This window comes from Streptomyces sp. NPDC059679 (assembly GCF_042734105.1).
GTDB lineage: Bacteria > Actinomycetota > Actinomycetes > Streptomycetales > Streptomycetaceae > Streptomyces.
This window is the reverse complement of record NZ_JBHWES010000004.1, coordinates 215,942-234,839: the sequence shown is the minus strand read 5'-3', so window position 1 is coordinate 234,839 and position 18,898 is coordinate 215,942. Positions and strand designations below refer to the sequence as shown.

At 71.9% G+C, this 18,898-nt stretch carries 17 protein-coding genes; all 17 read left to right on the top strand.

Annotated features, from left to right (window positions below; translation table 11 throughout):
* The first annotated feature begins 353 nt into the window (after window positions 1-353).
* The 17 genes from ACFV2X_RS07635 to ACFV2X_RS07555 all read left to right on the top strand — a co-directional run bounded on the left by ACFV2X_RS07635 (window position 354) and on the right by ACFV2X_RS07555 (window position 18,895).
* The gene (locus ACFV2X_RS07635) at window positions 354-545 is read left to right on the top strand and encodes a hypothetical protein (protein ID WP_385612721.1); all 192 of its coding nucleotides are present in this window, start codon (window positions 354-356) and stop codon (window positions 543-545) included.
* 98 nt (window positions 546-643) lie between these two features.
* A complete protein-coding gene (locus tag ACFV2X_RS07630; protein ID WP_385612719.1) occupies window positions 644-1,387 on the top strand; it encodes an ArpA protein in 744 nt (247 codons plus the stop codon).
* A gap of 67 nt (window positions 1,388-1,454) precedes the next feature.
* Window positions 1,455-2,234 (top strand): transketolase, encoded by a 780-nt coding sequence (locus ACFV2X_RS07625; protein WP_385612718.1) that lies wholly within the window; start codon window positions 1,455-1,457, stop codon window positions 2,232-2,234.
* A gap of 10 nt (window positions 2,235-2,244) precedes the next feature.
* A complete protein-coding gene (locus ACFV2X_RS07620; RefSeq protein ID WP_385612716.1) occupies window positions 2,245-3,222 on the top strand; it encodes a transketolase family protein in 978 nt (325 codons plus the stop codon).
* Window positions 3,223-3,224: 2 nt separating this feature from the next.
* Window positions 3,225-4,481 (top strand): hypothetical protein, encoded by a 1,257-nt coding sequence (locus tag ACFV2X_RS07615; protein ID WP_385612714.1) that lies wholly within the window; start codon window positions 3,225-3,227, stop codon window positions 4,479-4,481.
* The gene (locus ACFV2X_RS07610; RefSeq protein ID WP_385612711.1) at window positions 4,478-5,467 is read left to right on the top strand and encodes a phosphotransferase; all 990 of its coding nucleotides are present in this window, start codon (window positions 4,478-4,480) and stop codon (window positions 5,465-5,467) included. The genes ACFV2X_RS07615 and ACFV2X_RS07610 overlap by 4 nt, the downstream gene beginning before the upstream one ends.
* Window positions 5,460-6,944 carry an FAD-binding protein gene (locus tag ACFV2X_RS07605; protein ID WP_385612707.1) on the top strand — a complete coding sequence of 495 codons (1,485 nt, stop codon included), beginning with the start codon at window positions 5,460-5,462 and terminating at the stop codon, window positions 6,942-6,944. Before ACFV2X_RS07610 ends, ACFV2X_RS07605 begins: the two co-directional genes overlap by 8 nt.
* Window positions 6,944-9,346, top strand: a complete 2,403-nt coding sequence (locus tag ACFV2X_RS07600) for an amino acid adenylation domain-containing protein (RefSeq protein WP_385612704.1) — start codon at window positions 6,944-6,946, stop codon at window positions 9,344-9,346. Before ACFV2X_RS07605 ends, ACFV2X_RS07600 begins: the two co-directional genes overlap by 1 nt.
* Entirely contained in the window at window positions 9,343-12,384 is a 3,042-nt protein-coding gene (locus ACFV2X_RS07595; protein WP_385612701.1) for a type I polyketide synthase, read from the top strand. The genes ACFV2X_RS07600 and ACFV2X_RS07595 overlap by 4 nt, the downstream gene beginning before the upstream one ends.
* Complete coding sequence (locus ACFV2X_RS07590; RefSeq protein ID WP_385612698.1) at window positions 12,381-13,223, top strand: 3-hydroxyacyl-CoA dehydrogenase family protein; 843 nt, start codon at window positions 12,381-12,383, stop codon at window positions 13,221-13,223. The genes ACFV2X_RS07595 and ACFV2X_RS07590 overlap by 4 nt, the downstream gene beginning before the upstream one ends.
* A gap of 3 nt (window positions 13,224-13,226) precedes the next feature.
* Window positions 13,227-13,493 carry an acyl carrier protein gene (locus ACFV2X_RS07585; protein WP_385612695.1) on the top strand — a complete coding sequence of 89 codons (267 nt, stop codon included), beginning with the start codon at window positions 13,227-13,229 and terminating at the stop codon, window positions 13,491-13,493.
* On the top strand, window positions 13,490-14,629 hold the full coding sequence (locus ACFV2X_RS07580) for an acyl-CoA dehydrogenase family protein (protein ID WP_385612692.1): 1,140 nt from the start codon (window positions 13,490-13,492) through the stop codon (window positions 14,627-14,629). Before ACFV2X_RS07585 ends, ACFV2X_RS07580 begins: the two co-directional genes overlap by 4 nt.
* Entirely contained in the window at window positions 14,626-15,708 is a 1,083-nt protein-coding gene (locus tag ACFV2X_RS07575; protein WP_385612689.1) for an HAD-IIIC family phosphatase, read from the top strand. Before ACFV2X_RS07580 ends, ACFV2X_RS07575 begins: the two co-directional genes overlap by 4 nt.
* The gene (locus ACFV2X_RS07570) at window positions 15,705-16,328 is read left to right on the top strand and encodes a class I SAM-dependent methyltransferase (RefSeq protein ID WP_385612686.1); all 624 of its coding nucleotides are present in this window, start codon (window positions 15,705-15,707) and stop codon (window positions 16,326-16,328) included. The genes ACFV2X_RS07575 and ACFV2X_RS07570 overlap by 4 nt, the downstream gene beginning before the upstream one ends.
* On the top strand, window positions 16,328-17,062 hold the full coding sequence (locus ACFV2X_RS07565) for an SDR family NAD(P)-dependent oxidoreductase (protein ID WP_385612683.1): 735 nt from the start codon (window positions 16,328-16,330) through the stop codon (window positions 17,060-17,062). Before ACFV2X_RS07570 ends, ACFV2X_RS07565 begins: the two co-directional genes overlap by 1 nt.
* Window positions 17,049-17,651: a TIGR00730 family Rossman fold protein gene (locus ACFV2X_RS07560; RefSeq protein WP_385612681.1), complete on the top strand. Its 603-nt coding sequence runs from the start codon at window positions 17,049-17,051 to the stop codon at window positions 17,649-17,651. The genes ACFV2X_RS07565 and ACFV2X_RS07560 overlap by 14 nt, the downstream gene beginning before the upstream one ends.
* The gene (locus ACFV2X_RS07555; protein WP_385612678.1) at window positions 17,648-18,895 is read left to right on the top strand and encodes an MFS transporter; all 1,248 of its coding nucleotides are present in this window, start codon (window positions 17,648-17,650) and stop codon (window positions 18,893-18,895) included. The genes ACFV2X_RS07560 and ACFV2X_RS07555 overlap by 4 nt, the downstream gene beginning before the upstream one ends.
* Window positions 18,896-18,898 lie beyond the last annotated feature (3 nt).

The window sequence follows — 18,898 nt, the reverse complement described above, 5'->3', positions numbered from 1 at the left end:
GCCGGTCGGACGGGGCGTCGATGTGCCTGAGCTGCACGCCGATTGACATCCGCACCCTGTCGTTCGTGCCGTGCCAGAAATCATGGTGCTCCCTCGAAGTGAATTGCTGGTACGTGCAGCTCGATTCGCAGCCGACCTGTGGTGATCACGGATGCCTTGGCTCCGATCACAACACGGCAACCAGCAGCTGTCCAAGTTTTCAAGGCGTCGACAATGCTTCATTTAGACGAGGTATAGATGGGCGTTTAGGTGACATTTACATTACTGGCAACCGGGCGATCCAGGCTGATACAAAAAATGCGGCACGTTTCTTTCGGGTCCACCGGGAGCGACAGAGACGACCGTTCCACGTCGTGATCGAGGGCGACAGCAACTCCTTCGGTGCGGATGTCGAGGTCTGGGACCCGGATCGAATGTGCGAGGAGGGTCTGGTCCGGCCGGGCACGGTCGTGCTGAACGTGAACTCGCATTCGGGGATCTGCGGCGCGTTCACTGTCTTCGGCTCCGGCGTCCGCGCGATCGGTATGGTCAGCATCTGTCGGTGACACTGACTGAACAAACCTGCGGCTGTCGGAGCGTCAGTTTCGGAGCCGAATTCAGTGGGGGATTCTTTCGCTGCAAAAGACCGACTAGGGAGACGGAATTGTCCATTGTGACTTCACTGGATTCGTCCATCGAGGAGCACGTTCACCGTGAGGTGGACAACGAGCAGCTGTGGGTATCGCGCAAGTCGTTCTACGAAACGGGCTTCGCGCTCGTGTCGTACCTTCTGCCGGACGACGTGAAAGCCATGGTCTCGGCAGAGGTGAACGAGCTGCTGGCCGGACAGTCCGTCCGGCGCGATCTGCACCTCGCGGAGACCAGCAACAGCCCGCGGTACATGCGCAACATCACCGCTGCCGACATCCGCGCTCACGCGGGCGCGGCCGTCGCTCTGTACAACAGCCCTGCCTTCGTCAAGGCGTTGAGCAGCGTCGCGGGTGAACAGGTGTTGGAGTGCCCGTACGAGCCCGAGCACTACATCATCACGCACCTCGAACGGCCTGGTGACACGCATGGCTGGCACTGGGACGACTACAGTTTCGGCGTGATCTTCGTGGTCGACTGCCCGGACGTCGAGTTCGGAGGATTCGTCCAGACGGTGCCGAACACGGCATGGGACAAAAAGAACCCGCAGGTGTTCAAGCAGCTCGTGAACCACCCAATCTATTCGTACGAGCTGCGGCCCGGTGACGTCTACCTGCTGCGTACCGACACCACGTTGCACCGTGTACACCCCGTTGAGGAAGGCGCCACGCGCACGATCATCAACATGGCTTACGCGGCCGAACGGGATCTGAGCAAGGAAATTTCGCACGAGACCATGGAAGACCTTTTCCGCATCTGAAAGCCGGGCGGCTTTAACCGCGCTTATCCGGCTCATTCCAACCCCGTTCACGCGAGGAGTGTTCCTTATGTCGAACGCGGACGAACTGGCCAGGCGGGCCCGACTCCGCGTCGTCGAACTAGCGGCGCGCAAGGCCATCCACTTGGGCCCCGCGCTTTCGCTGATCGACGTGCTGGCCGCGCTCTACACCAGGATCCTGCGTCGCGACCCAGCCCGCCCCGACCGGCCGGACCGCGATCTGCTCGTCCTCAGCAAGGGCCACGGCGTCTACGGCCTGTACGCCGTGCTCGCCGAACTGGGCGTGCTGACCACGGACCTGAACGAGCTTCCAGGGCACCCGTCGGACGGTATTCCCGGTATCGAGGCGGCCACCGGGGCGCTGGGCCACGGCCTGTCCCTCGCAAGTGGCCTGGCGCTGGGCGCACGGCTCGCCGGCAAGGACCGCCGGGTCTACGTGCTCACGGGCGACGGCGAACTCGACGAGGGGAGCAACTGGGAGGCGGCGCAGTTCGCCGCCCACCACCGGCTCGGCAACCTCGTGGCCGTCGTCGACCGCAACCGCCTCCAGCAGGAGGGTGACACGGAGGACGTCTGCGCGCTGGAACCCCTGGCGGACAAGTGGCGCGCCTTCGGCTGGCGGGTCGGCGAGACCGACGGCCACGACATCACGGCCATCGGTGACGCCCTCATCGCCCTGAAAGCCGGTGACGGCCCGGCGGTGCTGATCGCCCACACCACCAAGGGCAAGGGAGTCCCCTTCGCCGAGGGCGATCCCGCCTGGCACATGGGAGAGCTGGACGCCGTCCAACGCCGGATCGCCGTCGCGGCGCTCACCGCGACGGCGTGAGGAGACCACCTTGACCACCACATCCATCACACCGCACCGCGTATCCGTTGCGCCGCAGAGCATGCGGGCCGCACTCGCCCCCGTGCTGGCCGACGCCGTCGACGCCGATCCCGGGCTGATCGCCCTGGGCGCGGACGGACGGGCCTTGTTCCAGCAGGTCCTCGAGCGGGATCCGCGTCGCTACGTGGACGCGGGCATCGCCGAGGCCAACCTGGTCGGCGTCGCCGCGGGGCTGGCGCGCAGCGGCCTGCGCCCGGTGGCCGCCGCCATGGCGCCGTTCCTGGTCCGCCGGGCGTACGAACAGATCCGGCTGGACGTGTGCGTGCCCGGCCTTCCGGTCGTGCTGCTCGGCGTGGGCGGTGGCCTCGGCTACGGCCCGCTCGGCCCCACCCATCACGCCACGGACGACATCACCCTGATGTCGGCCATGCCCGGCATGAGGGTGTACTGCCCGGCCGACGCCGCCGACGCCGTCTCCGTGGTGCGGGCCGTGCTGGCCGACACCGCGGGCCCGGCCTACGTGCGGCTGTCCGCGCGCCCTGATCCCGTGCTGCCGCCTGCCGCTTCAGCCGGTGATCCCAGCGCCCCCCGGCTGCTGCGCGACGGCGACGACGTCCTGGTCCTGGCCACGGGGCGGTGCGTGGCCGAGGCGCTCGACGCCGCCGACGGGCTGGCCGAGGACGGTGTGGCGGCGGCCGTCGCCTCCGTGACCACCCTGCACCCCTTTCCCGCCGCCGCGATCCGGGAGCTCGCCGGCCGCCGGCCGCTCGTCGTGACCGCGGCGGAATCCCTGGCGCCCGGCGGTCTCGGCCAGTCCACCGCGGAGGCACTCGGGCGCCGCGGTCCGGCGGTGCTCAGCCTGCACACCGACCACCGGTACCCGCCGGTTGCCTCCCACCAGGAACTTCTCCGTTTCTACGGCGTCGACGGCCAGAGCATCCGGTCCGCCGTACTGAGCTACCGCAACCGGAAGACGAGGGAAGCGTGACGATGAGGATCTTCTCCAGCGCCCAGGCCTGCGGCTTCGGACCCATCTCCAAACTGACCGCCATATCGCCGATGTTCCACGGCGCCACCATCGACTTCACGGGTCGCGATGTCGCCCTGGACTTCGCGCGGCGCCACGTGCACCGTTTCACCCGCATCAGCGAGGGCGACACCCAGCGGCACGAGGACGTCGCGGACGGTCTGGCCGAGGCCGACTTCGTGGTCAGCGTGATGGACGCGGAACTCGTGTTCTGGGCGGTCCGCGCCGACGTGCCGGTGCTGTTCTTCGACAGCCTGCTGAGCTTCTGGCTCACCGAGCGCAGCATCGAGGAACTGGCCGCCCGCGCTCAGCTCGTGCGCTGGTCCGACGACGAGACCGCGCGGTTCGTCTTCGACACGCTGACGCCGCACGAGCGCATCCTGCTGGCCCACCTGCTGGCCACCCGCTCGTACGCGCAGAACTTCCCCGGCGTCGCGGAGCGCATCGAGTCGCTGACCAAGGCGGGCGCGAGCCACATCGAACTGTGCGGCCCCATCGTGGACCGCGGCGCGCTGGAGGCCGCTCTCTCGGTCCCCGCGCCGGAACGCAACCCCGACCTGCTGATCAACCTGGGTGGTTTCCAGAACTTCTTCCTGGACTACGAGTCCCACAACGCCTATCTCGACCTGCTGCGCCGGTGGGTCGCCGAACTCGCGGCCGGGCAGCCGGAGCTGCGCCGCGTCCTGGTGTGCGGCGGCGCGTTCCGCGAACCGGTGACCGAGACCCACGGCGGCGTCGAGATCGAGTACACGATGTTGCCGCACAAGGACTTCCTGCGGCACCTGGCCCACGCCCCGTTGTACGCGGTGCCGCCCAGCCTCACCTCGCTGCACGAGGCGGTCATCCTGCGCAAGCTCCCGCTGCTGCTGCCCGAACAGCACTACGGGCACGTCACCAACCTGCGCGCCCTGCGCGGTACCGCGATCGGTGACAACGCGGCCAGCCTGATCGACCTCGGCACCCGGTTCGAGGTACCGGAGGACGACCTGGAGGGCACGCGGGCGCTGGACCAACTCACCCGCGAACTCCTCTCGGACGAGGCCGAGTACCGCTCCTTCGCCGACTACCTGAACAAACGGCTGGCCGACTACCGGCAGCTGACGAACCAGGAACGCGACGCCGCCGTCGACGAGCTCACCGGCCTGCTCGGCGGCCCCGCCCTGGCCGACCTGCTGGCCGACATCGGTGACCGCCTCACCCTCGCCGGGAGGACCTCGTGACCGCCGCCGACCTCGCGGAGCGCACCGTCGACACCGACGAGATCACCCAACTCATGCTGGCCGCCCACCGGGAACGCACCGGGCAGGGCGAGGTGTCGCAGGAGCGCGTGAGCACCAGGACCTGGACGCCGGCCAGTGCCCGCAAGGTCCGCCGTCGCACCTTCGTCCGCCTCGACGTCGATGGCGAGCCCGTGGCGGTGGCCAAGATCCCGCTGTCCCAGAGCGATCCGAAGCTCGCGAAGGAGTTCGAGGTCCTCCGCTCGTTCCGCCCTCCGTCGCCGCTGGGCTGCCCTGCTCCGCTCGACTCGCTGGGCGGCGGGTTCACCATGAGCTACCTGCCCGGCGTCGACCTGCCCGCCGCCGTCACGGGCGCGGACACACCCGACGGCCTGTGGCAGGTGCTGCGCCCGGCCGTGGACCGCGTCGTCGAACTGCACCGCTCGGGCCCCGTCGTCACCAGTACGCCCGAACTCGCGCTGGAGACGGCCGCCCACTACGTCCGCACGCCCGAGTTCGGCGTCCGGCACGCCGACGAGGCCCTGCGCACGGCGCTGCTGGCGCCGACCCACGGCGACCTCGGTCCGTGGAACGTCCGCTGCGACCCGCGTGACGGCACCGCCAGGGTGCTGGACTTTGAGGACTACCGCGCCACCGGCATCGCCGCCATGGACGTCGTCAACCTGCTCGTCACGACGGCGCTCGCGGTCTTCCCCGACTACCAGGAGCGCGGCTTCGACTGGCTCTACGACCAGGTCTTCGCCGGCGAGCACTGGTTCGGTTCCGTCCTGGCCCGCGGCCTCGACCACTACGGCACCCACACCGGTCAGCGGCCGGACCGCGTGCTCGACCTGCTGCCGTTCACCTGCCAGTGGCTCATCGAGCGCATCGAGGCCGAGGGCCGCGACACCAGCCGCCTCTTCTACCGCCCCTTCCTCGAGCGCTACCTCGAACGGCGCCCAACGGCCCACGGGAGCAACCATGTCTGACACCAACGCCACGCCAGTCCGGACCGACGCCGTGGTCATCGGCGGTGGGCCCGCCGGACTGTTCGCGGCCCTGACCCTGGTGCGGGCCGGCCGCCGCGTCGCCCTGCTGGAGGCCGGCGGCGACATGCGGGAGAGCCTGTGCTCCCGCCTGGTGGCCCGGATGGACGGGCGTTCCGTGCGGGACGCAGAGAAGTTCCGGCTGCAGTGCCCCCGCTGCACCTGCCTGACGGGGCTCGGCGGTGCCGCCTTCCACTTCGACACCAACCTCGGCTACATCTCGTCGCTCACCCGCTCCAAGATCGAGTCGGCGCCGGACGGCACCGTCCGCTCCTACAGCGGGCTGGAGCGCGCCCTCGATTCGTTCGACCGCGCCCAGGAGCTGATCTCCGAGGCGTACCGGATCTTCTACGAACTGGGGCTGCCGCCCGCCGAGCCCGCCGAAGCCGATCACGACGACTCCTTCGGCTCGATGTTCCAGCACGTCGACACCGCGTTCTCGCAGAGCGTCACCGTGGACGACTCCCTGGTCGTCATCGCCCGTCTCAAGGCCGAGCTGGAGGAGAACGGCGGCCGTGTGCTGCTGTACCACCGGGCCGAGGACGTCGAGCCGCTCACCGGCGGCGGGTTCGAGGTGCGCGCGGCGACTCCCGACGGGCCGGCCGCCTTCCACGCCGACGACGTCGTGGTGGGCGTGGGCAAGCTCGGCCTGCCGTGGGTGCGCGAGCTCATCGGCAGGATCGGCGTGCGCCACCGGCCCAGCAGGCGTGTCGATCTCGGCGTGCGCCTGGAGGCGCGGCGGGAGGACCTCGACCGGCTGCTGGACGGCTGCCACAACCCGAAGCTGTCCTTCCTCAACGAGGAGGGCCACTCCGTGCGCACGTTCTGCGTCTGCGGGGGTGGCCGGGTCATGCAGTACGGCTTCCTGGACGCCGTCGCCCTGGACGGGCAGCACTGCCTCAACCAGCCCACCAGCAAGTCCAACCTGGGTGTGCTCACCACGGTCGACCTGCCGGAGGGAATCGACGGCACCGAGCACGCCGCCGCGTTCGCGGCCAGGGTCGCGGCCTACGGCGGAGGGCTCCCGGTCGTGTCCACGGTGGACGAACTGGCGGGGCGGCCCGCCCCGGAGGGCCCGCTGACCACCAGCCTGATCAGCTACCACCACGGCGATCTGCGCGAGTGCCTTCCCGCGTCGCTGGTCCGCGACGTGCTGGCGATGGTCGACCGGCTCAACGCCCTGCACCCCGGACTCGTACCCGGCACGGCCACCGTCGCCGCCCCCGTCGTCGAGCGGCTCTTCCCCGACCTCGACCTCTCCGACGACCTGGAGTCGTCGATCCCGGGCCTGTACTTCGTCGGCGACAGCTCCTCGAAGATCATCGGCATCACCTACGGCGCCGCGACCGGCATGGCGGCGGCCCGGTCCGTGCTGCGCCGCCGGGCCGGCCTGGCGACCGTGGCGGGCGGGGACCGGTGATGATCAACCTCCCGCAGCGCATCCCCGATCGCGGCGAGCCGAGGCTCCGGCACGCCACCGCACCGTTGACCGCGCCGGCGGCCGCCCGGCTGAAAGGGCCCGACGCCTCGGTGCGACTGGCCGCCCTGAGCCGGCTGCTGCTGCACCGCTACGGCGCGGGCTGGACCGTCGTCGGAGTCTTTGACGACGGCCACGCCCTCGTGCACCACGACAGCGATGCCGACCAGGAGACCACCCCGCTGGGCGCGCTCGCCGATGCCGTCCGGCCGCGGTCCGCCGCGCTGCCGGCCGACGGAGAGCCCTACGCCGCTGTGCTCCCCGCCCGCGTCGAGGAGCCGCCGGCCGTGCTCGGCCGGCCCGCGTGGACGCTCTCCGCCGACGGCGACGCACTGGACCTGCTGCACGACACCACCGTGCTCGACGCCGGCAGCGCGGACCGGGTCGCGGAACACCTGGCGCTGCTCGCCCACGAGATCGCCGAGCACCCGGACAAGGCCGCCGGTGACGTCGAACTGCTGCTGCCCAAGGAGCGCACGCTCCTGCTGACGGCATGGAACGCCCCGCACACACCGCACGCCGACGTCACCCTGCACCAGCTCTTCCGCGAGCAGAGCGCCCGCACTCCCGAGGCGGTGGCCCTGCGGCACGGCGACACCGACATCACGTACGGACAGCTGGACGCCGCCTCCGACCGGTTCGCCCACGCCCTGCTCCCGCACATCGGTGTCCCCGGTGACCTCGTGGTGCTGACCGGCGAGCGGGACATCGACCTGTTCACCGCGATCCTGGGCATCTGGAAGGCGGGCGGTGGCTTCGTCTACCTCGACCCGGCCCTGCCAGGGCCGCGGGCCGCGGACGTCCTCGGTCTCGCCGACCCGGTGGCCGTGCTCACCACGTCGAGCGGGCACACCGCCGTCGGCGACCGGGCGCTGAAGGTCGACGCCCTGCTCGCCCTCGACCAGCCGGCCGGACCGCCGCCGGATGTGGCAAGGCCCGACACCACGGCCTACGTCCTGTTCACCTCTGGCAGCAGCGGCACGCCCAAGGGAGTGGTGCGCCCGCACCGCATGCACACCTCCCGCATCCGGCTGGAACAGGGCATCTACGCCCTCGGGCCGGCGGACCGGCACCTGCTCAAGTCGCCCATCAGCTTCCGGGAGTTCGTCTGGCCGCTGGCCGGTGGCGGCACCGCGGTGCTGGCCGAGCCCGGCCGCGACCGGGATGACCGCTACCTCGCCCAGCTCATCCACGACGAGCGCGTCACCACCGTCAGCTTCGTGCCGTCGATGCTGCGGTTGCTGCTGACCCAGCCCGCGTTCCGCACGGCGCCCGCGTTACGGCACGTGTTCGTCGGGGGCGAGGCGCTGAGCCAGGACCTGGAGGACGAACTGCGCTCGCTGGGCTTCGAGGTCCACAACACCTACACCCTGAGCGAGGCGGACTACGTCTGCCACCGCACCGCGGCCCCGGCCTCGCCCAGGACCGGCGGCCCGGGCACCAACGTCGGCGTCCCGCTCGACATGCGCGTGTACCTGTGCGACCCGGCGGGCCGCCTGGTGCCGCCCGGCATCCCCGGCGAGATCCACACCGGCGGGCCAGGGCTGTCCGACGGCTACCTCGGGCGGCCCGACCTGACCGCCCAGCGGTTCCTGCCCAACCGGCACGACCCCGGCCACCCGCCGGTCCTGTTCCGGACCGGGGACATCGCCCGGTACCTGCCCGGTGGCGAGATGGAGTACCTCGGCCGGGCCGACGACCAGGCCAAGGTGCGTGGGCAGCGCGTCGAGCCGGCGGAGGTCGAGACCGTGCTGCGGGGCCATCCGGGTGTGGCCAACGCCGCCGTCGTCAGCGCACCGGATCCCGACCAGGGCGCGGTTCTCGTCGCCTACGTCGTGCCCGAGGGCGAGGAGGTGCCCGTCCAGCGGCTGCGCGCGTACCTGGCCGAGCGGTTGCCCGACTTCATGGTGCCGGCGCGGCTCGCCTCGGTGCCCGCTCTGCCGCTGCTGGGCAGCGGCAAGGTCGACCGCAAGGCGCTGCGGGTCGTGTCCCGCGGCCGCCCTGAGATCGACGTTCCGTACGTCGAACCGGCCACTCCCGGGCAGCGCAGGGCCGCCGAACTCGTGGCCCGCGTCCTGGGACTGGACGAGGTCGGCGTCGACGACGACTTCTTCGCTCTCGGCGGCGACTCACTGCGCCTGATGTTGCTGCGGGGCGCGCTGGAAGCCGCGGCCGGCAGGCAGTTGGCGCTGTCCGAGGTGTTCGCCGCCGGCACCCCGCGGGGCTGCGCCCGCCTGCTGGACATCGAGGAGCCCACCCGCACGCCCGCCCGGCGGCCGTCCGACCGCCGCCGACGCGTCCGCTCGCGGACCGCCACCCACGTCGAAGGAGGTGACCCGAGGTGAACGAGCTCAACCACGACGACGACGCCGTCGCGGTCGTCGGCCTGTCCGTGCGGCTGCCCGGCTGCGACAGCGTGGAACGGTACTGGTCGATCCTCGACGCCGGTGAGGACAGCATCACCCGGCGGGAGGCCGCCGCGGGTGCCACGTTCGTGCCGGCCTACGGATCCGTGCCGAGCCCCGGTCACTTCGACCCCGGCCGCTTCGGGATCGCCCCGTCCGAGGCCCTGCTGACCGACCCGCAGCAACGACTCCTGCTGGAGGCGGCGGACGAGGCGCTGACCACGGCCAACGTCGACCGGGCCCGCACGATGGCCGTCAGCGTCTACGCCGGAGTCGGTCACAGCGACTACGAGCGGTGGGTCGGCAGCGCGCTGGCCGGCCGCCCCGGCGTCGATGCCCAGTCCCTGGAGGTGACCAACCGCGGCGACTACGCCGCCACCCGGATCGCCTACCGGCTCGGCCTCCAGGGCGCCGCCGTCACCGTGCAGTCGGCCTGCTCCACCGCGCTGACCGCCGTCCACCTGGCCGTGCAGGACCTGCTCGGTCACGGCAGCGACCTGGCCGTGGCCGCCGTGTCGTCGGTCCGCGTCCCCGCCCCCGGCGGCTACGACGCCCCGCTCGGCGGCATCGGCTCCCCGGACGGGGCGTGCCGCCCGTTCGACGCGGCGGCCGGCGGGTCCGTCCCCGGTGACGGTGCCGGAGCGGTCGTCCTCAAGAGGCTGGCCGACGCGCTGCGCGACGGCGACGAGATCTGGGCGGTGGTGCGCGGCACCGCCATGAACAACGACGGCTCCGGCAAGTCGGGTTTCGCGGGCGTCGACGCCGCCGCCCAGGTCGAGGTGGTCCGGGCCGCGCTGGACGTGGCCGGGCTCGACCCGGAGGACATCGACTACGTGGAGGCGCACGGCAGCGGAACCCGCATCGGCGACTCCACCGAGTGGTCGGCGCTGGCCGAGGTGTTCGCCGCCGTCGGCCACCCCGTCCACGTCGGGGCGGCCAAGGGCGGCCTCGGGCACCTGAGGGAAGCGGCCGGCCTGGCCGGCTTCGCCAAGGCGGTGCTGTCCCTGCGCCACCGGCGTCTCGTCGCCACGCCGCACTTCGAGCGGCTGCCGTCCGACCTGGCCGCCCGGTCCGGCCCGCTGCGGCCGCTGGGCGAGGCCCTGGACTGGCCCGCCGTGCCCGGCCGGCCCCGGCGGGCAGGGGTGAGCGCCTTCGGGCTTGGCGGCACGAACTGTCATGTCGTCCTGGAGGAGGCGCCCGTCGTATCGGCGACGCCGTCGTCCGACGACGCCGAGTTGCTGTTGCTGTCGAGCCACCACCCGGACGCCCTGAACGCCGACCTGGCCGCCCTGCGCGACCACCTGGCCGAGAGCCCTTCGCGTGTCACGGACGCGGCCTGGACGACCCAGACCGCCCGCCACCGGCACCCGCACCGCGCCTACGCGGTGGTCCGTTCGCAGGCAGAGGTGGCCGACGCCTTCGCCGCCGACCGGCTGCGGATCCAGCGCGGCCACACCACGACCGACGCCCCCGAGGTCGTGTTCGTGCTGCCGGGCATCGGCAGCCACTACCCGGGAATGGGCGCCGAACTGGCCCGCACGGACCCTCTGTTCGCCCGCAACCTCCGAGCCGTCGTGGCTGTGGCGGACACGCTGACCGACGGTGCCGTCGGCCGGTCGTTCGCCACCGAGCCCACCCGCCCGGAGCGTGGGGGCGACCGCGTGGACCTGCGCGCCCTGCTGCGCCGCGGAGACGCACCCCCGGTCCCTCGTGAACTGCGTGAGGTGCATCTATCGCTGTTCTGCATGGAACACGCCATGGCCCGCACGCTGATGGACCTCGGTGTGCGCCCGGCCGCGTTGCTGGGCCACAGCCTGGGGGAGTGGGTGGCGGCCGTGCTGGCCGGCGTCATCGGACCCGAAGACGCCATGGCCGCCATCGCCCGCCGGGCCGACCTGGTCAAGACGGCCGGGCCCGGAGCCATGCTCAGCGTGCTCGCCGCCGCCGAGGAGGTGGAGAAGCACGCCGTCGACGACACCTGGATCGCGGCCGAGAACGGGCCCGGCCACTGCGTGTTCTCCGGCCGCCCGGAGGCGGTGTCGGCGCTGGCGGACCGGCTGCGCGACGAGGGGTTCAGCACGCTGCCCGTGGACGCCGCGCACCCGTTCCACACCCCGCAACTCGCCGGTGCCGCCGCGAAGCTCGGCGAGGACCTGCGCCACGTGGACCTGAAGCCTGCCCGGATCCCCATCGCCTCGAGCGTGCTCGGCGCGTGGCTGGACGGGGAGGTGCCCGAACCCGGCTACTGGCGTGACCACATGGTCAGCCGGGTGCGGTTCCGCACGGCGGCCGGACTGGTCCTGTCCCGGCACCGCGTCCTGGTCGAGGTGGGTCCGGGCACCGCCCGTCCCTGGATCGCCCAGGCCGACCCGGACGCCGTGTGCGTGCGCACCGTGCGGCAGTCCTACGAGAACGCCGGCGACCGGCAGATCCTGTTGGAGGCGTTGGGCGAACTGTGGACCCACGGCGTCGAGGCCGACTGGCCGCGCCTGCATCACGGCCCGCGGCGCCGGACCACCCTGCCCCCGCGCGCCCTGCTGCGCCGCCGGTACCTGCCCGACACCGAGCCGCCCGCCGACCCCTGGTCGGCGCCGGTCGCGGCGCGGCACACCGAGACGGTGCCCGAGACGCCCGCACCGCCGCAGCCGGGCGAGGCACCCGGCTCCGCGGTCGGGCAGTTCCTGGCCCACCGCTTCCGCATCCTGCTCGGCCTGCGCGAAGTGCACCCCGACGACCACTTCTTCCACCTCGGTGGTGACTCCCTGATGGGTGTGCACCTGATCGCGGGCCTCAAGGAGCTCACCGGACGGGCAGTGCCCTCCTCCGTCGTCTTCGCCTCCGCGACCCTCGGCGGCATGAGGCGCGAGGTGGAGGCCTGGCTCACCGCCACCGAGCACGAACCGGAGCCCATCGACCACCAACCGGAGCCCATCGAGCACGAACCGGAGCCCATCGACCACGGGAGCCCAGCGTCATGAGCACACCCACGCTCGGAGTGATCGGAGCCGGCGTCATCGGCTCCAGCGTCGCGCACGCCGCCGCCGCGGCGGGCTACGCCGTCACCCTCGTCGACACCGACCCCGCAGCCCTGGACACGGCCCGCGCGGCCGTCCGGCGGCACGAGAGGCTGGCCGCGCTGCTCGGCGGCCGAGGACCGCGGCACCTGGACATCCGTCCCACCACCGACCTCGCCGACGTGGCCGACGCCGGGTTCGTGGTGGAGAACACCACCGAGTCGGAGCAGGGCAAGCGCGAGCTGTACCCGTTGCTGGACAAGGTGTTGGCGCCCGGCGTCACCATCGCCGCCAACACCTCCGCCGTCCCCATCGCGCGGCTGGCGGAGTGCCTGACCGACCCAGGACGCGTCGTCGGCGTGCACTTCATGAACCCGGTCGACCGCATCGACATGGTGGAGGTGGTGCGGGCTCCGTCCACTTCGGACACCGCACTGGCCGCAGTGGACGAACTGCTGGGCCGCATGGGCAAGAGGTCCGTCGTCGTCAACGACGCCCCCGGCTTCGTGATCAACCGCGTCCTGATGCCGGTGGTCAACCTCGCCGCCGCCGTCGTCGCGGACGGTGTCGCCACACCCAGCCAGGTCGACGAGCTGTTCAGGGGCTGCCTCGGCCACACCTCCGGGCCGCTGCGCACCGCCGACCTGATCGGCATCGACACGGTCGTGCGCACTCTCGAGGTCCTGCACGAGCACTACGGGACCGATGAGTTCGTCACCCACCCGCACCTGCGCCGGATGGTCGACGAGGGCCGGACCGGGGCCAAGAGCGGCCGCGGCTTCTACTCCTACGACGGGAACTGAACGATGACTGCTCAGAGCACGACCACGACCGACGAGGTCACCGCCGTGGTGCGGGAGTTCATCACCCGGCTCAGCGGCCGTCCCGGCATCGAGGACGACCGGCCGCTCATCTCCGGCGGCGTGCTGGACTCGATCGCCGCTGTCCAGATGGTCGACTTCGTCGAGCGCACCTTCCACGTCGAGGTGACCGACGAGGACCTGGAACTGGTCAACTTCGACTCCGTGCGGGGACTGGCCGCCCTGGTCGCCCGCAGGGTGGCGGCGGCGTGAGCACCACAGCGCCGGAACTGGTCCTCGACGCGCTGCGGGGCGGGCAGTTCGCCGACCGCGCCACGGCGTGGGAGCGCGCGGGCGCCGTCCCCCGGGAGGACGTCGACCACCTGGCCGGCCTCGGACTGCTCGGCATCACCGTCGACACGGCGCACAACGGCAGCGATCTCCCGCTGGTGGACGTCGTCGACGTGCACAGGCTCGTGGCCGCCGCCTCGCCCAGCCTGCACAGCCTGCTCGTGGTCCATGCCATGGTCTGCCACGCCCTGCGCCGCTGGGCCGCCCCGGAGGTCCGCGACGCCGTCCTGCCCGAGCTGGCCACCGGCCGGGTCATCGCCGCCTTCGCCCTCACCGAGACCGAGGGCGGCGCCGATGCCGGGGCACTGGCCACCAGGATCGACCGCGCCGGCGACACCCTGCGCGTCACCGGTGTGAAGCGCTGGCTGTCGTTCGGCCAGATCGCCGACGCCTACCTCGTCTTCGGTCTCACGGACGGCCTGGACAGCTGCGCGCTCGTGGACGCGGGCAGCAGTGTGCGGGTCGAGCCCGAACCCCGCACCGCGGGGCTGCGCGCCGCGCGGCTGGCCCGCGTCACCTTCGACGGGGCGACCGCCCCCGCCGTCCGAGCGGTGGGGCGACCGGGAACCGGCATCCCGTTCGTCGCGACGTCCTGCCTCACCCTGGGCCGACTCCTCGTCGCCGCGGGGGCGGCGGGTATCGCACAGGCCGCGCTGGACCTGGCCGTCGGCCACGCCGCCACCCGCTCCACGGGTGACCGGCCGCTCGGGGACCACCAGCTCGTGCGCGGACTGCTCGCCGATGCCGCTCTCGCCACCGAGTCCGCGACCCATTACGTGCGGGCGGCGGCGCGGGAGGTCGAGGACCGCGCGCCGACGGCGGCGGTGACCGCCGCTCGCGCCAAGTTGCTGGCCTCCCGCGCGGCCAGCGGCGTGACCGCCACCGCCTCGCGCCTGCTGGGCGCCGAGGGACAGACCGAGGACCACGCCCTTGCCCGGCTGGTCGCCGCGGCCCGTGTGCACGAGGTGATCGAGGGCCCCACCGAGGTGCTCCAGGACGTCGTGGCCACCGCGCTGCTGCGCGATCCGGGCGCCGCGTGGAAAGGACGGCAGCGATGACCCCGGCCACCGCCGAGAAGACAGTCAAGTGCGTGGTCTGGGACCTGGACGACACCCTCTGGGACGGCACGCTCCTGGAGGGCGACGAACTCCACGTCCCCGACGCCAACCGCGAGCTCGTGCGCGTCCTCGACGAGCACGGCATCCTCCAGTCCGTCGCCAGCCGCAACGAGCCCGGCCCCGTCGACGACCGGCTCCGCGCCTTCGGGCTCGACGAGTACTTCCTGCACCCGCAGGTCGGCTGGTCGGCCAAGTCCGCGTCGCTGCGGACCCTGATCCAGGTGCTCAACATCGGTGCCGACAGCGTGCTGTTCGTCGACGACTCGGACTTCGAACGCGCCGAGGTGGCCAGGGAACTGCCCGAGGTCAGGTGCATGACCCGGCAGGAGCTGCACGAGCTGGTCGCGGACGGCCGGGTCCTGCCGCGGCACGTGACCGCCGATGCCGCCAGGCGCCGGGAGATGTACCAGGCCGAGGACCGCCGTCGCTCGCACCAGGAGACGTTCCAGGGGCCGAACGAGGAGTTCCTGTCCTCGCTGGACATGACGCTGCGGGTGCGCCACGCGACCACGGCCGACCTCGACCGCGCGGCGGAGCTGACCCAGCGCACCCACCAGCTCAACACCACCGGCATCACCTTCGACCAGGAGGAGCTCGCCGCCCTCGTGCGGGATCCCGGCCACCGGGTGCTCGTCGCCGAGCTCGACGACTGCTTCGGCACCTACGGCACCATCGGGCTGGCCGTGCTGTCCACCGGTCCTCAGTGGACGATCCGGCTGCTGCTCATGTCCTGCAGGGTGATGGGCCGCAACGTCGGCACCGTGCTCATCGCGGCGCTGGCCCGCACGGCCGCCGCGCACGGTGCCCGCACCGTCGCCCACTTCCGGCCCACGGACCGGAACCGGCAGATGCTCGTCACCTACCGCTTCGCGGGGTTCGTCGTCGAATCCCGCTCCGAGGACCACGTCGTCCTCACGCTGCCGGACGACCGGATCCCGGCTGTTCCCGGCTATGTCCGCCTTCTCACCGATGACACCACCGCCGCGGTCAGCGGCACGACTCAGGAGATCACCCGATGACAGCGTTCACGCAGAGCTGGACCGACACCTTCTCCACCGTCTACGCGAAGGAGGCGCTGGCCAAGCTCTCCTGGTTCAACGCGTCCCCCGGCCTCGAACTGATCAAGCGAGTGATCGACGGCACGCTCAAGCCGGGCCAGCGGCTGATCGATCTCGGCAGCGGCCCCGGCGTCGACGCCGTGTTCCTCTCCGTGCAGGGCCTGGACGTCACCGGCGTCGACCTGTCGCCGGACGCCGTCGCGAGGGCGAGCCGCTGGGCCGAGCTGGCCGGTGCCGACGCCGAGTTCATCCAGGGCGATGTGCTCGACGTCCCGCTGCCGGACTCGTCGGCCGACGTCGTCACCGATTCCTTCGTGTTCCACAACATGCGCGACGAGGCCAGGGCGCGCTACGCCGACGAGGTGCACCGCCTGCTCAAGCCCGGCGGCCTGTTCCTGCTGAACTCGTTCTCGGACAAGATGGTTCCCGGCACCGGCCCGCGCCGCATCACGAGCGACGACATCCTCACCACGTTCACCGCCGACCGCTTCGAGTGCGTGGCGCTGTACGTCTACCGCAACGTTCCCACCCGCGCCAAGCCGGACCAGCTGCACTGGTTCGGCGAGTTCCGGGCCCGCTGATGCGGGTCGTCGTCACCGGGGGAGGCCGGGGGATCGGGCGAGCCGTCGCCCTCGGCTTCGCCGCCCGCGGCGCGCGGGTCGCGGTGCTGGCCCGCACCGAGTCCCAGGTGAAGTCGGTGGCCGGCGAGATCGAGGAGCTCGGGACCGAGAGCGTGGCCGTGGCCGTCGACGTGGCGGACGAGGCGGCGATGGGCGAGGCGGCCGAGCAAGTGGTCGACCGGTTCGGCGGCCTGGACGTCCTCGTCAACGCCGCCGGCGTCTTCGACCTCGGCCCCACGACCGGTTTCCCGGTCGACTCCGCCCGGACCCTGTTGGACACCAACGTTGTGGGCACCTTCCTGGCCTGCAAGATCTTCGGCCGGCACCTGCTCGAGCAGGGTCACGGCAAGGTCGTCAACTTCTGCTCGCTGTTGTCCTACACCGCTTTTCCGGAACGGGCGCTGTACGCGGCGAGCAAGGGTGGCGTGCTCCAGCTGACCCGCAGCCTCGGGGTGGAGTGGGCGCCGCACAACGTCAACGTCAACGCGGTCGCCCCCGGCATGATCCGCATCGAGACCCCGCACCCGGCCGCGCTCGACGAGGACGCCATCGTCGGGCGCATCCCCTCCGGCCGGCGCGGCCGACCGGCCGACATCGTCGGACCTGTCCTGTTCCTGGCCTCCCCGGAGGCCGACTACATCAACGGCCAGACCCTGGTCGTCGACGGAGGCTGGCTCAGCTATGGATACCTCTGAAAGCTCCCTGTCGCTCGGGGTCTTCTGCGGCTTCTCACCGGGACCGTCGGCCCGCTACGCCGAGGTCGCCACCGCGCTCGGCGCCGGCCTGGCCGCCCGCGGTCACCGGCTGGTCTACGGTGCGGGCGGCGTCGGGCTGATGGGCGCGGTGGCACGCGGCGCCTCCGGAGGAGGTGCGCCGATCCTCGGCGTCATCCCGGAGTTCCTGCGCGCCAAGGAGATGGGCGACGACCTGCCGCCCCAGGAGATCGTGCTCACGGGCGACCTCCTGGAACGCAAGCGCGTCATGATCGACCGCTCGGACGCCTTCATCGCGCTGCCCGGCGGCTACGGCACGCTCGACGAGGTGCTCGAGGTGGTGTCCATGGCCGCGCTCGGGCAGGACGTCGGTCCCATCGTGCTCCTCGACGTGGACGACGACTGGCGGTCCCTGCTCGATTACGTGGACGGGCTGGAGCGACGGGGTTTCGTGCGCGACGCGGGCATCCTGCGCGTGGCCGCGACCCCGGAGCAGGCCCTCGACATGGTCGCGCCGGCCGGTGCCCTCGCGGGGGCGGGAGCTCCGCTGGGCGGGCAGGCGGCTCCGTGACCTCTGCGGCGCCCCGAGCGCCCCTGCCGGGTTACGGGGCCTTCCTGACCGGCTGGGGAGCCACCACGTTCGGCAGCGGCCTGATGCTCCCGATCACGGTGACCTACCTGCGGGAGGTCCTGCGATTGCCGCTGTCGGGCGTCTCGCTCTACTTCGCCCTGTACGCGTTGTCGGGCCTGGTCGTGAACCCGCTGGCCATCCGGATCGGCCGGGCGCACGGACCGGGTACCTCGGTGGCGGCGGCCGCGGTCCTCCAGGCCTCGGGCTGGGGCCTGTTCACCATGGCGGACTCGATGCCGCTCGTCGTGGTGGCCGCCGCGCTGTCCGGCGCGGGAACGGGCATGTACTACGCGGTGCAGACCCCGTTGCTCACCCGCGTCTTCGGCGACGGCGCGCTCAGCAGAGTCCTTTCCGGACAGAACCGGACCACGGCGCTGACGATGACCGTGGGCACCCTGGTGGGCGGCCAGGCCGTCCACCGCTTCGGCGCCGACGGCTACACCGCCTGCCTGACCGCCAACGCCCTGAGCTATCTGGTCCACGGCGCGATCCTGGTCAGCCTGGTGCGCACGTACGAAGGGGCGCCCGCGATCCGGCCGCAAGACGCCGGCGCGCCACGGCGGGCGCGCGGCTGGGCCCTGCGCGATCCGGTGTTCCTGTGCCTGCTCGTGTTCCAGTTCTCCCTCGTGATCTTCGGCCTCGGCCAGTTCGACTCGGTCGTGCCGGCGATCCTCGGCAACGCCCAGCTGTCGGTGACGGCGATCAGCGTCGTCATGGCCTGCAACACCGGCGGCGTCATCGTTCTGCAGGGACTGGCCCTGCGCGTGGTCGAGCGGATCGGCTACGTCGGAGCGCTGGTCGCCGCGATCGCGTCGTGGACGGCCGCGCTGGCCGTGCTCGGCTGCGCCCTGCTGACGTCCGGCACGCTGCCGAAAGTGGTGCTGGGAGCCGTGTTTGGCGTCCTGTTCGCCGTGGGCGAGTGCCTGATCGCCCCCAGCGTCCAGCCGCTCGTCACCACAACGGCGCCGCCGGACTCGCTGGAGTCCTACGCCGCGGCCACGTCCCTGGCGCACGGCCTTGGCGCGTTCCTGGCCCCGCTGGTCCTCCTGCCGGTCGTCGAGACAGCCGGCACCGGGGCGTACTTCGTGCTCCAGCTCGGCGGTTTCGGCCTGGCCCTGTACGCCCTGCTCTCCTTCCGGCGCCGCACGGCGCGCCGCCGGGAAACCACCCCTGCTTCCCTCTGAGGA

Coding starts and splice junctions, on each gene's coding strand:
- ACFV2X_RS07605 (WP_385612707.1), top strand. CDS start 5,460: ATGTCTGACACCAACGCCACGCCAGTCCGGACCGACGCCGTGGTCATC.
- ACFV2X_RS07590 (WP_385612698.1), top strand. CDS start 12,381: ATGAGCACACCCACGCTCGGAGTGATCGGAGCCGGCGTCATCGGCTCC.
- ACFV2X_RS07600 (WP_385612704.1), top strand. CDS start 6,944: ATGATCAACCTCCCGCAGCGCATCCCCGATCGCGGCGAGCCGAGGCTC.
- ACFV2X_RS07570 (WP_385612686.1), top strand. CDS start 15,705: ATGACAGCGTTCACGCAGAGCTGGACCGACACCTTCTCCACCGTCTAC.
- ACFV2X_RS07585 (WP_385612695.1), top strand. CDS start 13,227: ATGACTGCTCAGAGCACGACCACGACCGACGAGGTCACCGCCGTGGTG.
- ACFV2X_RS07575 (WP_385612689.1), top strand. CDS start 14,626: ATGACCCCGGCCACCGCCGAGAAGACAGTCAAGTGCGTGGTCTGGGAC.
- ACFV2X_RS07615 (WP_385612714.1), top strand. CDS start 3,225: ATGAGGATCTTCTCCAGCGCCCAGGCCTGCGGCTTCGGACCCATCTCC.
- ACFV2X_RS07560 (WP_385612681.1), top strand. CDS start 17,049: ATGGATACCTCTGAAAGCTCCCTGTCGCTCGGGGTCTTCTGCGGCTTC.
- ACFV2X_RS07565 (WP_385612683.1), top strand. CDS start 16,328: ATGCGGGTCGTCGTCACCGGGGGAGGCCGGGGGATCGGGCGAGCCGTC.
- ACFV2X_RS07625 (WP_385612718.1), top strand. CDS start 1,455: ATGTCGAACGCGGACGAACTGGCCAGGCGGGCCCGACTCCGCGTCGTC.